This window comes from Bradyrhizobium sp. WSM4872, assembly GCF_055811715.1.
This window is the reverse complement of the sequence record NZ_JBVVPT010000039.1, coordinates 44,553-57,354: the sequence shown is the minus strand read 5'-3', so window position 1 is coordinate 57,354 and position 12,802 is coordinate 44,553. Positions and strand designations below refer to the sequence as shown.

Sequence of the window (12,802 nt, the reverse complement as noted above, 5' to 3'; positions counted from 1 at the left end):
CCGCATGGCAGCCTAACCCCGGCAGAGGCTCCACCTATCGACGCGGAAACTCTGTTCAGACAACCGGGACCAGCTCAGTGTCAGCTGGTTGGCCGGCTCCGTCATGATTCATTCCCTCTCTCAGTGCCCTGATGTGCCCCGCAAGAAGGGCGGTCAGCCCTCGAACAGAACCGGGCCTCAGACCTTCCCCTTGCTGTGTGCCCGCGCAGGGAGGATCCATCATTCAATGGTCGCATCTGGGGTCTTCGTCGCTGGCTGCGTGGAATGGATTGACTACATCAGAAAGGCGCATGTAGTATCAATGGCAACGTGAGGTCGCTCACGTCTTTTTATGAGTTCGAACGACTTTTTGAATCGATTGAATTTGGTCCGCGCTTTCGAGCGCGGCGTCATGTGCGCACCGTTGTTTGGGTAGTCACGCGATGCAACGCTTAAATCAGTGGGAAGCGCGGCTTCCGATCCGGTTTGGCCAGGCTGCATGGGTGACCGGGGTCGCCCTGGGTTTCCTGCTTCAGGCGGCAATCGCAGCAGAGCTCGTTCAGCCACCAATCTGCTCTGAAGCAACGGCAGGACAGCCTGATCTCGCCGGCATCTGCTCCATTACGCCGCTCGTCAATGGCCAAAACGAGGTGCAGATCACTCTGAAGGCAGCCAGCGCCGAGATCGCCATGGGCGGCTACAAGGTCACCTCCGGAAACTACAATCACAACTATCTTACGCCCATCGTTGAAGCGATGCCGGGCGACACCGTTTCGGCGCACCTGATCAACGCGCTGACCTCCAGCGCCAACGGCAGCATGCACGACCACAATGACGGTTCGACGAATCTTCATTATTTTCATGGCGGAATCGTATCACCGAACAACGCGCGACCCGCGCCCGCGGAGCTTGGCACGGGCGACAACGTCTATGTCCATCTCAAGCCGGGCCTGAGTTTCGATTACAAGGTGCCGATCCCGGGAAAGACGCCGATCCCCGGCAATGACATGATCGACGCACGCGTTCTCGAAAGCACGGGACTCATCCCGCACCCTCTTGGGCTGAATTGGTATCACTCGCATCTGCACGGGATCTCGTCAGATCAGGTGATGGGCGGAATGTCGGGTCTGCTTTCGGTCGGCGAAGCAACGGCCAACGTGAAGGCCGGCTGTCTGCCGGATCCGAACGACAAGGAGAAATGCTCCAACGACCTCGCGAAGGACACAAGCGACCTGAAACGTATCACCATGGTGCGCTATGCGCTGCTCCGCGACATGCCGGTAATGAACATCGCCAAGCTCCCCGGCGAGGCGAACGGCGATGCTGCGACGTGGGATCCGGATCCGGCCGCGCGGGATTTTACTCCGGGCAAGTCGTGCGGGGTGTGGAATCCGGACGGTTCCGGACCGGACCTCGATCCGAAGCTGCGAACCGGCTTCTGTCAGCGCGAGCAGACGAAGGCACTGCTTTTTACGGTGAACGGGCAGCGATACCCGACGATCACTGTGGAGGGCGGCAAGAATCTCCTCCTCCGGCTGGGCAATCTCAGCGCCAACATCCCGTACTGGCTGGAGCTGCGGAACGAGGACGCGGCGGACAAGAAGCCTCTGCGGATGACGATCCTCAGCCTCGATGGAGTAGTACCGGCGATACCGATTGCACCCGGGCAGGCACAGAAACCAGTGCAGGCCGTCGACTATGACGATGTGCTGATGATGCCGGCCACGCGCGCGGAGATCTACGTGCGCAACGACGACAAGCGTCCGACCCGGCAGGTCTATATTCTGAAGACCAAGCGACACAGGGTCGAAGCGGGAACGGACGAATGGCCGGAGATCCAGCTGGCCCGTATCGTGCTGGAGCCTAATGCCACTGCGAGCAACGTGCGGATCGCATTGAATGCTGCCGTCGCCACCCCCGGTCCGCCCCAAATTGCGAGCCCGGCCCTGGCGATTGAGACTGCAGAGCTACCCGCGGGATGCATTCGCGATCTGGCCCCGGCGTTTCGTGAGTATCGCCGGGTCATGTTTCTGGATGGCGTCACGACAAGCCACGGGCAAACGACCGATTGGAGCGTTTTCACCCAGATAGTGCGCCCGACGGGACCAGACCCGCAGGACGAACCGATGCACAACCCACCAGCGGACGAAGATCCCGACAAGACGACGGTCGGGCTTAACGGAGGGGGCATCCCGTTCGAGGAATATGTCGGGAGCGATGGGCTCGTCGATTGGACGAACAAGAAGCATGTGTGCGTCTTCATCGACAAGAAAGCTCACGAGGGTAGCCACAAACAGCTTTGGGTTCTGTCCAATCAAACAAGCACTCTGCATAATTTCCACATTCATCAGATGAAATTTCGCCTGGCGACAGCCGATGAACTCTACAGCTATTTCATAAAGCCTCCCGATTCGGCGCGCACCTGCGGCCAGGGCGCATGCCCGGCGGATGTGCCAAACTATGATCTCTATGACGATCAAAAAAATAGCGACCTGGATCCCGGCGCGACGCGACGCTGGCACGATACAATTCCTCTGCCTCCGGGGGGGTCGGTGTTCGTGGTGATGAGCTTCGATACAAGCCAGCAGCTCGGACGCTTCGTTTTCCATTGCCATATCCTCAAGCATGAGGACAAAGGGTTGATGGCTCCTATCGAGGTTTGGGGTCCCGGGCTGGCAGCGCAATAGCGTCAAAACGCCGAGTGAGGAGGAGACCAATGAGGACGTTGTCAATGCCGTTTCCGATGGCGAGCATCATTGTCGGTGCAACTCTGGCATTTGCGGGTGCTGCATCTGCGGCGGACACCCATGTGATCGGTGTCCAGGGGCTCGCCTGGACCTACAAGGACAAGAAATCGACGGCTTCCATACCTCTCGCCGTCGATGATCTGAAGGTCGGTGACATCATCGAGGTTCAGATCCCCAGCGGCCCCGTCCATCACGGATTTGTCACCATCAAGCGAACCGATGGCGGGCCTCCGGCCGAGGACAAGAGTCCCGTGCTTGCCTGCGACGACACGACGGGGAAACCCAACGCCGCGCTCCGCGAACTCGATTGCAACGGGACCACCAGCAAGTTCGGCGTCGGGTTCACTGGAAGCCTCCGGCTGGAAGTCACGGACAAGTTTAAGGATCCGGTCGACTTCTTTTGTGTGGTCCACAAGGGCCTCATGCCGGGAGTGCTCAAGCTCGAGCCGTGAGATCGGCAGCGCTCGCACGCGCCCCTTGTCGCTCGCGCCGAAGCACTTCGCATGCTCGTGCGGAGCGACGGGAGATTGATTGGAGGATCGATGGAAGTCCATCGCGGCTGCGATCTGCCCGATGGGCTCACTAATTGAGCTGCCATCGACGTTCTCGCATTTCGTGCGTCGTCGCGGCGAACGCGCGCGACGATATCGATGGCCCGGATGTCGAGTTACTTAAGGAGGGAAAGTCTCATGGCCAAGGCAAAGACGAAGAACTCGGTTGCAAAGAAGAAGTCAGTTACGAAAGCGAAATCGGGCAAGTCCAAGAAATCACCCACCAAGAGATCAACCAAGAGGGCGATCAAATTTCGTCCGATGAACGTTGTTACCACCCCGGGTTCGCCGGCTGAAACGTATTACCGGGGCATGGCCGCGCCGATGGCTGCCGTTGTAGCGGCTACCGCGTCGACATTCGCGCCAACTCCCACGCACAATCTGATCAATCACGGTGGAAATATCATCCAGGACCTCGTCTATACCAATTTCTATATCGGTGGCGCATCGTCATGGGCGGCAAGCGACATCAAGAATATCGACGATGCTTTGGCAGCCGCGATGGCGGACACCAACTTGAACAACGTCATGATGCAGTACTTCAAGAACAAGCCGATCACCACAACGTTCCAGCCCTCGCACATACTGCCTGGCGCAAGGCCATCCCAGTTCTCGCAAGGCGACGTCGAACAGCTGGTCAACAGCCTTTTCCAGCAGGGCGCGCTGCAGGGTTTCGATTTCGGCTCGACCGTCTTCAATTTCCTGCTGCCGAGCGAAACGATCTTGACGACCGACGAGGATCCGACGGCTGCAATCAGCCCGGTCGGCAATGCCGCCGCCGCTGTTATTCCCGTCGAGGATGAAGCCAGCTCGCTGCGAGGGTTGGGCGGCTATCATGGCTCAATCCATCCGACCAGCAAGGTCACGATCTACTACGCTATCGGCGTCTTCTCCGAAACGCGACCGAGCGGATCCGATAACGGGATCGTCGCGTTCGATCAGCCATGGAAAAACATCGTTGCGACGTTTTATCACGAACTGAACGAGGCGCGGACCGACCCCGACGTGGAGGATGCCATTCGGGCCGGCAGCAGCCCCAATGCGGTCCAGTTTCTCGGATGGACGTCCGCACAGGGTGAAGAGTGCGGCGACTTCCCAATAACCGAAGCTGGTGCGAATCTGAGCCGCGTGATGAAGGAGGTGAATCTCACCAATGGCACTCGTACGGTGCCCATTCAATTTCAATATTCGAATGCCGTAGCAGGACCAGAAGGTCCAATTCAAGCCCCCCATGTTTAGGGCCAGAAGGCATGGTCACCCAGCGAAATGACCATGCGACGTTTCTCGACGCGCTTGGGCGTGTCGAAACCTGAAAAATAGCAGTCTTGTAAGGGCGATTTCCGGCGGCATTTGGTTCGCTACCCCCTATCCGCCATCGAAAATAATTCGCTTTTCGGCGCCGACGGCGCAGTGCACCAAGCGTAGTGTGTCCCGCTTCTACTTGCGACTGCCACGATTTCGTTCGGCTTTCGCGCTGGGATGCGGGCTCGGTCTAGCGGCTGACCTTTCGAAAGGCAGCCACCGTGCATCGGCAGCGATTTCGATCTCTTGGCCGCGCAACGAATCGCAATGTGGCGAAAGCGAGATCCGCAATTGTTCGCGCTGCAGCATCGCAAGCGGTTCTGCGACATTCCGCGCGTGGCAATCAGCAAAAAATTGTTGCGCAACCCGAGGCATCAGCAGATAGTCAATGCTATATTAGATTGCGACAAGAATACTTCATGAAATTGGGGGACGCTGATGGTTGGAAGGGCAAGCACCAAAGGCGTCGGAAGGGAGGCTCACCATGAGTCTCGGCCAAGATCCGCTTAATCCTACACGCTCCCATCCTCTATCGTATGCCGCGGCCGGACTCGATCGTCCCTCCGACTCCGCGGGTTCATCTCCATCCAGCCTTCGCGCCAGAGTGGTCGGTATAGATCCCAATGGAGGCCGACCCATGACAGACGGCGAACGCGCGTCCCTGGGCGACCCCTTCTTCGAGCTGGTACTGGCGCGCGGGCGCTTCCCAGGGACGACTGCCGAACTCCTCGCCATCCTGAACGAGTCGAATGGCGCCCCCGAAGGCCTGCCCGAGCAAATGGTCTTCGTCGTCGCGGAAGCCGGCCAGATTCCATTCAACGAAGCGAACTCGCGGCTGCCAAGGAGCGTCCGCTACGTGGTCACCCGCGGCCGTTCCGCCAATGGACCAACAGTTCTGGTCAGCACGCGACCGCCCGCGACCGATCCGACCGCTTTTCTGCAGGTCGCTGGCTGGGACAGCCGCAACAAGGTGTTTCATTTCTACGAGCGCGCAGGAGACGCATGGTTGTGGGAAGGCTCCTCCTGGCACGCGTTCGATGATGCAGCGCGGGGCAAAGGGCCATTCGATAGCCACGTGAATGGCACGCTGGTCATGAAAGAACTGCGCTTGCCCTGGCTGCACTGGAACAGCACAGCGCAGGAGATCCCGCTTGAGTCCTTTCCGCCAGATCACCCGGTGAGGACCGATCCGCTTTTCGCTGCCCGCCAGAGCGCGGACATCTTGGAGCGGCGGGTGGTACGACCGGCCGTTCAACGCTGGACCCGCGCGCGCCTTGATCGCCTGCTCGGCGCGTCAGGCGGTATCGCGGCGCCCAGGGAGCTGTTGCGCCACCTGCTCGCGGCCACATCCGTCAACATCGTCTCAAGCGAGGAGCGAAGCCGCGGGAGCAAGCCTGAGTTCGGACTGCCGGCCACTTTCTTCTTCGACGTCGAGAGCATCGTCAACCAGCTCGCGCTCGATATCACCGGACTCGGCCAGGCGTTTCAGGTGCGACGACCGGACTACGAAAGCGCCGTCGCCGCACTCGGGCTCGTGCTGAAGCGCTCGGATGCGGGCTTCCAGCAGGCCGGCGATGCCTTCTTTGCCTGGCCGGTTTCGGAGCGGGCATTCGAGGACTGCGTGGTCGTGGGCGAGCTCACGCGACGAGGCATCCTTTCTCCCGGCTTTGCTCTTGGGCTCCTGATGGTGGACGCCTGGAATCCGACTGACTCGGCCGCGCGTGAAAGTCTGCTGCAGTACGTCCCGGCGGGGACAACGCCAGCAGGCCAGATCGAGGCCGAAACGCGCAGGAACATCAACATCGCCGCGGCCGGCCTGCCTCCGGAGGCACCGGAACGCATCGCAGCCGACTACCTGACGCTCGACGAGGCAGCGATGCGCACAAGGGCCGCCGCGGAACTTGACGCGTTCGTTGCCAAAGTGCGCGCGCGTCTCGCGACGTCGCAAGGCGTTCTCGATTTCATGCGTGTCGCCGATTGGCGCAGGCGCGCTTTCCGCAAGCGCAAGATAGCTGAATTCGGCCTGACGCTACCGTTCAGCAACATCGATGAGAACGCGCCGCCTCTGGCAGTAACCAGGGATGCCGAGGTGGTCGAACGATGAGATTTCCGGTCCTGTCGCGCAGTCATCAGGGAGGTGAATATGGCGTTGCAACGATTTGACCCACCGGGTTTTCTGGACGATTTCGGACCGGCCCAACGCGATGCCTGGCATCAGTTCATTTCCGACGCGCTGAACTCCGCTCAAGAGGGTAGCGGCGATCCGTTCGATTCGCCCCGGGCGCAATTCTTCAATGCCGCCAAGGTCGAGGCGGGACCCAACCCGGCGTTTGAGGATGTGAAATGGACAGCGTTTCCCCGCATTGTGCAGATCAGCAGCGGCTCGGACATGGAGCGGTGGCGCTCTGCCGATGCCTCACGCGACGTTCAGGACGAGTACTGTGAGTGGAGCGTGACCCGGCAATCCGGCACGAACAAGATCACGCGGGTCACGTTTACCTGCGAAGGGCCGGAGTACTGGCGCTTTCTCGCCGCAACCGACCCGACCCAAACGCTCGCACTCTACAAGCAACATGTCGACGCCTCGGCAACGCAGGCAGACCTCTTCACCCCATCGGGCGCCTACATCCTGCGCAATCGCTTCAACAATTCAACCTCCAACGGGGCCATGCACCTCGTGCAGAGGAACAACACACTGGGCGCCGAGATCGAGATCGCGGGCGCGGCAACGGTTACGCGGCTGCGCGCCGATGGTTCGCCAATGGTCGATACCCTGGAATTGATCCGGTGTGGCCGATACGGCGCCGAACAGCGACACAGCGACCCGTTCATCGGCGCGCGCGTGAACTTTCATGCGCGTAGCAAGGCAGAGGTCACTGTCGCGAACCCTGTCGGCATCTATTTCGGCGGCCTGGACATGCAGGAATGGGAAACCCCCGACGGCAGCGATCCTGCCGCTTTCTGGAAGTATACGCGCGGAACTCCAGAACGTCCGGTCCGAGCCGTCATCGAAGTGCCGAGCGACCGCAATTACGTGCTGGGCGATGTACTAATCGACGGAAGAGCGATCCAGTTCGGTGGCCAGATCGCAGACCGGATTCAAATGACGATCCGGGCGCTCGCAACGCGCATCGGCCAGAGTACGGCGCAGCCGGTTCGCGGCTGCGTCGGCGACGGAGCGGGTGCCGCGGGCGGTCCTGGCGGGCCGCTTTCGGTGAGCGCGGTGCTTTCGGCCGGCCACACGCGCGGACGGCTCTAGGGGCAAGCCGTGCCGCTCCGTATTGACAAGGTCAGTTGGATCCACGGCTCCGCCGATTGCGCGGCGAACACCGATCCGCCGCTGCAAGTGGTGTCGGTCGATGACGACACCCATGTGCTCCGGCAGAGCAAGTGCTTCAGTTTCGAAGCACCGTTCATGTACCTGCTGATGGGCAGCGAGAAGGCCGTGCTGTTCGATACGGGGGCCAGTCCCGACGACGGCGACCCACGGAAAATCCTGCCGATCCGCGAGGCTGTCGATACGCTGCTGTCACGGCGTGCCGAAGAAGGTCGCGCCATCGGCGAGCTTATTATAGCGCACACACATGGCCACGGCGATCATGTCTTCTGGGACAGGCAGTTTGCCGGGCGGCCCCAGACAAGGGTGATCGGCCGCGGCGTAGGCGCGGTTCAGCACGCGTTCAATCTTCCCGCTTGGCCGGAAGGGCAAGCCACGTTCGATCTCGGCAGCCGTGCGCTGGTCGTGTTGCCCCTTCCGGGCCACGTTTCCGATCACATCGCCGTCTATGACCCTCGCATGCAGGCTCTGCTGACCGGGGACACGCTCTACCCTGGCCTGCTGACTGTTGCCGACTGGGCGGCTTATCGACGCAGCGCGGCGCGCCTTGCGGCGTTCGCATCCGAGCACCCGGTTTCAGTCGTGCTCGGAAATCATATTGAGATGACAAGGACGCCCGGCGAGCTTTATCCGCTCGGGACGACGTTTCAGCCCGACGAACATCCGCTGCCGCTCAGTGCCGAAATATTCGCCGAGTGGCATCAGGCCTGTGAAGCGATTGGCACTTTAGCGCAACGTATAACGCGTGATCATTTCATCATCGAGCGCGCTGACCAAAGTTGAGGGAGCATCGCGCGGTAGCCATGCGCAACACCAAGCGTGGCTGCTGTAGAAGAGAAGGGAGGGCGCCTTGAACACAAAACCACGTGCGCGACGGCCAAGAAAGTCAGCGGCGGATGCGCCGAGCTCCAGCGGCAGGGCGGCGCCGAAATATGATCCGGTGGGGTCCTCGCCCTACGAACAGCCAACCATCAGGAGGCCGCGCCGGGCACGAATGGCGGCAGCGGCCTTGGCTCCAGCGGGGACGGGCTCAGCGGCCAATGTCGGCGTGCGCGGCGTCGAGATCGTGCAGGTAATCCAGGCGCTCGACAACCGTGTGCGGCTCATTGCCGGCAAACCCACAATCGTGCGCGTCTATCTCGACCCCGCCACGGTCGCTGCCTCGACGCTGGTGACTGGCGAGATTACGTGGCGACGCGCCAACGGCGGCGCTTTCTATCTCGCGGCGATGAACCGCGTGAAGCTGGATCCGGCGAGCACGCCCGATCTCATGGGACAACGCTTCGATGTCGCCGAAAGCCTGAATTTTGTTCTTCCGACCGACGCGCTCGGCGCCGGATCGATCGAACTTCGTCTCGACCACCTCAATGTGCCGGGAGGAGAGAAGCTGCCACTCGCGGCGCAACCGGCGATGACCGCCAATTTCGTCGCAGCGCCGGTGTTGCGCATCCGGGCGATCGGGCTTCGCTATAGCAGCACGAACGCCCCGACGGCGACGATCACACCTGGCGCAATCCATTTCGATTACCTTCGGTCCTATCTGACGCGGGCCTACCCGGTTGCCGCGCTCGAATGGTCACAGATTGTCATCGATGGCGACCGCCTCAGGCCGCCATTCGGGGGCAATCAGTCGATCCTGGTCAACGCCCAGCTATCGGCCCTGCGCATGCGAGAGATTTCATCCGGAATGGATCCACGGACCCATTATTATGGCCTGGTGGACAATGAGGCGGGCAAAAGCTTTATGCGCGGCAGCGCCCTTTACGATGAGGCGACCACCATCTTCGGGGCGGTGGCATGCGGCCCCTGCGGCGTGCCTAACGGCTGGACCGGCGACAGCGACGCGAGTTTCGCGGACTGGTACGGCGCGCACGAACTTGGCCACACGTTCCAGCGCCGGCACCCGGGCTTCCCGACCTTTGATCCTGTTCAGGGGACGGGCCAGCCCCGAGACAACCTCGAAACGACCTTTCCCTATGCCGGTGGCTTGATTAGCTCACCAGCGCAGGAGTTCGCGGGTTTCGATTTCGGCGACCCCGCCCTCGGCCTGCAGATGCGGGCGCTGCCGGGGAACATCCATCACGATGTGATGACCTATGCCGACAGCCAGTGGCTCTCGGCGTATACTTATGAGGCCATTCACGATCGCCTGGTCCATGAGGATACGGCGCTCGCTCCGCCGAGCGCGTGATACCGGCTCACGATCAGGAGGCGAATGATGTCATACGAGAACAAAGTTATTCACATCGTCGGATCGGTCGACATCGGATCAGGTACGGGCGAATTCCTTTATGTCAATCCGGCCACCGCGGCCGCAAGCCAATCAGCAATGGAAGGCGCGGCTCCACCCGCCAACCAGCCGCCGCAAGGCACCGGGTTCGAACTCGTCGTGGAAGCGGCGGATGGGAAGGAGCTGAGCCGCGTGCGGCCAACTATTCTCCTTCCCAGCGACGACCATGCATCGAAGACCGGGCTGATCGACCAGAACGTATCGTATGCGGAGGGCATGGCCCGTCTCGTGCTGCTGCACGATGGCAAGATCGTGAACACGTTCGAGGCAGGCTCTCCGGACCCCACCGTGGCAGCCCGGTCTCAAGGATTGGAAATGGGCGCGGGGCCGCCTGGACATCCCGAAAAGCGATCGATGTCCATGGCCGCCCCCGATGAGCCGGGCGTCAGTTACACGATCCAGGTGCGGCCTGCCGGCGAGAAAACATGGCAAACGATCGCCGTTGGCCAGAAGAGCCCGAAGGTCGTGCTTGACCGCAACCAGTTTCCTGCCGCGGAGCGTGCCACCGTTCGTGTGCTGCGCTCGACCGGCTTTAACGACAGCATCATCGCTGAAGACGAGATGGACCTTCGATTCAAGGAATAGGCGGCAGCATACTGGGGGACGACATGTCGGGCGTGAGTGCATCCGAGATTGCCTGGATAGGCGTCTATCCGCCGATCGGCATTGCTCGCCTGGGCAACGCGCAGGGGCAGGACGACTACACGCTGGCGCCCGAGGTGATCGGCGGAACGCCCGATGCGCGCGGCGGGTTTCAGACTGCGGCCGGCGAGATCAAACGCCAAGGGGTGCGCTTCCACGTCTATGCGCGGCTGAAGTCAGGCGAGACCATCGAACTCGTCCAGGGCCCGGACGTGAAGATCTCCTGGCGCGTTGAAGTCGCCAATCTCAAAGCCGGCTGGTACCAATTCAACCAGGCCATGGACCTGCCGGCGCAGTTCGTGGTTCCAGCGGCGCGGCGCAACGTGGACTATGCTCGGCGGCGTGAGCTCGACATTCGCCCGGCAGCGCGGCAGATCGGCGGTCTGAACCTGTCCGGGCCCGAATTCCGTTTCGACGATGGGCAGATTCTCAATTTCTTCGTCACGCTTGGCGAGCTACGAACCGACGACGCCGGGCGGCTCATTTTCCTGGGCGGTTTTGGCAAGTCGGCGCCGTTCTACACCAGTATGCGCCCCGTCACCTTCGCCAACAACGATCGTTGGTATGACGACACATGCGACGGGCCGGTGCGCGCGCGCGTAACCGTGGGCACCACGGAATTCGAAGCTGATCCCGGTTATGTGATCGTCACGCCGCCCAATTTCGCGCCCGGCCTTAACGGTCTCGTGACGATGGACGACACCGTCCGGGAGGCGTTCATGGCAGCCGGCTGGCTCGCCCGACCGATGAGGACAAGTTTCTCGCACAACGTTTGGCCGATCTTCGACCGATTAACCGCGCTGCAGTGGATCAATCACGGATTCCTTGTCGCGCACGGCGTGGGGTCGCCGCTCGATGCGCGGGCCGTCTCGGTGATCTCACGCCTGGCCGACGCCAGTCCCGGGAACGCGCCCTGGCGCCAACAGGTCTTTGCCTTGTTCCGCCCGGTATCTCCCGGTCCCGGCTCGCAACGGCAGATACCCTACATATACGGGGACCTCTTTGGTGAGGCCCGCGACGTCGATCTGACCTTTCTGTCGGTCACGCCTACGATGTTCGCACACCTCGATCGGTGGGCCGCGGGCACGTTTGTGTCCGATTGGCAGGGACCACCGTCGCTACCGGACTTCGCGGCCCTCTCCGCCGATGCGCAAGTATCTCAGCTGATGCGCGTGGGCCTGACCGAGTGCCTCGGCGGCCCGTTCCACCCAGGCATCGAGCTTACATGGCCGATGCGGCGGCCTGAGCTGTGGGCGCTGCATCACGCGGCCCAACGCGACGATCGCCTGCTGTACAGATTAAACCTTGTCCCTGAGGGCGAAGCCGTGCGCCAGGATTTCGGTTCACAACTGACGCGGGACACATGCCTCGGACCCGCAGGCCCGATCACAGCTGCGGGCCCCGGTGCGCTCACGCGCTGGCTCGGCCTGCCCTGGCAGACCGACGAAGCATCGTGCAACTCCAGCGCCGATTACTCCCCTAGCACATATTTGTCGTTCCCGAGCTTCTGGGGCGCGCGCGTGCCCGACCAAGTGCTGAGCTCTGCCGCTTTCGAGCGAGCGAGCGCTAACCTCACCGATCCGTTTGATGACCCAAAGCTGCAGCGTCTCAAGCACGCGTTGCTGCGGGAGGACTGGCTGCGCGACGTGCGCGGCCGCACCTATTACGAGCGCATTGACAAGATGGTTCAGCTCTGGGCAACGCTCGGGATTGTCGAACCACGCCAAACGCCGCAGGCGCTGCGCGAGGTTGGCTTCCCGGAAACAGTCCACGTGGAGACTGGCCGCGATCGCGCGAATGCCGGCTCCGACGAAAAAATTGCCTTGATTACCCGGATCGAGTCGCTGCGGGAGCGGACACCGGAGCCGACTCCGTTCCAAGCGGGCCTCGACGCGCCGCCCGAAGCGACCACGCCGCCGCGCCATCAGTTCCGTCAGGGCGAGGTGTGAACGGC

The 12,802-nt window shown here is 61.7% G+C and carries 9 protein-coding genes; all 9 read left to right on the top strand.

Annotated features, from left to right (window positions below):
- Positions 1-422 precede the first annotated feature (422 nt).
- The 9 genes from AC0L3C_RS32995 (at position 423) to AC0L3C_RS32955 (ending at position 12,797) form a co-directional block, all read left to right on the top strand.
- Positions 423-2,666, top strand: coding sequence for a multicopper oxidase domain-containing protein (locus AC0L3C_RS32995; protein ID WP_473410063.1), 2,244 nt, complete (start codon positions 423-425; stop codon positions 2,664-2,666).
- A 29-nt stretch (positions 2,667-2,695) separates the two neighbouring features.
- Entirely contained in the window at positions 2,696-3,178 is a 483-nt protein-coding gene (locus AC0L3C_RS32990; protein ID WP_473251112.1) for a hypothetical protein, read from the top strand.
- A gap of 237 nt (positions 3,179-3,415) precedes the next feature.
- Positions 3,416-4,516 (top strand): hypothetical protein, encoded by a 1,101-nt coding sequence (locus tag AC0L3C_RS32985; RefSeq protein ID WP_473410062.1) that lies wholly within the window; start codon positions 3,416-3,418, stop codon positions 4,514-4,516.
- A gap of 700 nt (positions 4,517-5,216) precedes the next feature.
- Positions 5,217-6,683 carry a hypothetical protein gene (locus AC0L3C_RS32980; RefSeq protein WP_473410061.1) on the top strand — a complete coding sequence of 489 codons (1,467 nt, stop codon included), beginning with the start codon at positions 5,217-5,219 and terminating at the stop codon, positions 6,681-6,683.
- A gap of 39 nt (positions 6,684-6,722) precedes the next feature.
- Positions 6,723-7,838, top strand: a complete 1,116-nt coding sequence (locus tag AC0L3C_RS32975) for a hypothetical protein (RefSeq protein ID WP_231188941.1) — start codon at positions 6,723-6,725, stop codon at positions 7,836-7,838.
- Positions 7,839-7,847: 9 nt separating this feature from the next.
- Positions 7,848-8,699: an MBL fold metallo-hydrolase gene (locus AC0L3C_RS32970; RefSeq protein ID WP_473251109.1), complete on the top strand. Its 852-nt coding sequence runs from the start codon at positions 7,848-7,850 to the stop codon at positions 8,697-8,699.
- A 211-nt stretch (positions 8,700-8,910) separates the two neighbouring features.
- Positions 8,911-10,107 (top strand): hypothetical protein, encoded by a 1,197-nt coding sequence (locus tag AC0L3C_RS32965; protein WP_231188945.1) that lies wholly within the window; start codon positions 8,911-8,913, stop codon positions 10,105-10,107.
- A gap of 24 nt (positions 10,108-10,131) precedes the next feature.
- On the top strand, positions 10,132-10,791 hold the full coding sequence (locus AC0L3C_RS32960; RefSeq protein WP_473410060.1) for a hypothetical protein: 660 nt from the start codon (positions 10,132-10,134) through the stop codon (positions 10,789-10,791).
- A 23-nt stretch (positions 10,792-10,814) separates the two neighbouring features.
- Complete coding sequence (locus AC0L3C_RS32955) at positions 10,815-12,797, top strand: LodA/GoxA family CTQ-dependent oxidase (RefSeq protein WP_473251106.1); 1,983 nt, start codon at positions 10,815-10,817, stop codon at positions 12,795-12,797.
- The last annotated feature ends 5 nt before the right edge of the window (positions 12,798-12,802 follow it).

Bases quoted from the DNA above. Each gene is read 5' to 3' on its own strand.
- AC0L3C_RS32960 (WP_473410060.1), top strand. From the start codon at position 10,132: ATGATGTCATACGAGAACAAAGTTATTCACATCGTCGGATCGGTCGAC.
- AC0L3C_RS32995 (WP_473410063.1), top strand. From the start codon at position 423: ATGCAACGCTTAAATCAGTGGGAAGCGCGGCTTCCGATCCGGTTTGGC.
- AC0L3C_RS32980 (WP_473410061.1), top strand. From the start codon at position 5,217: ATGACAGACGGCGAACGCGCGTCCCTGGGCGACCCCTTCTTCGAGCTG.
- AC0L3C_RS32990 (WP_473251112.1), top strand. From the start codon at position 2,696: ATGAGGACGTTGTCAATGCCGTTTCCGATGGCGAGCATCATTGTCGGT.
- AC0L3C_RS32955 (WP_473251106.1), top strand. From the start codon at position 10,815: ATGTCGGGCGTGAGTGCATCCGAGATTGCCTGGATAGGCGTCTATCCG.
- AC0L3C_RS32975 (WP_231188941.1), top strand. From the start codon at position 6,723: ATGGCGTTGCAACGATTTGACCCACCGGGTTTTCTGGACGATTTCGGA.
- AC0L3C_RS32985 (WP_473410062.1), top strand. From the start codon at position 3,416: ATGGCCAAGGCAAAGACGAAGAACTCGGTTGCAAAGAAGAAGTCAGTT.
- AC0L3C_RS32965 (WP_231188945.1), top strand. From the start codon at position 8,911: ATGGCGGCAGCGGCCTTGGCTCCAGCGGGGACGGGCTCAGCGGCCAAT.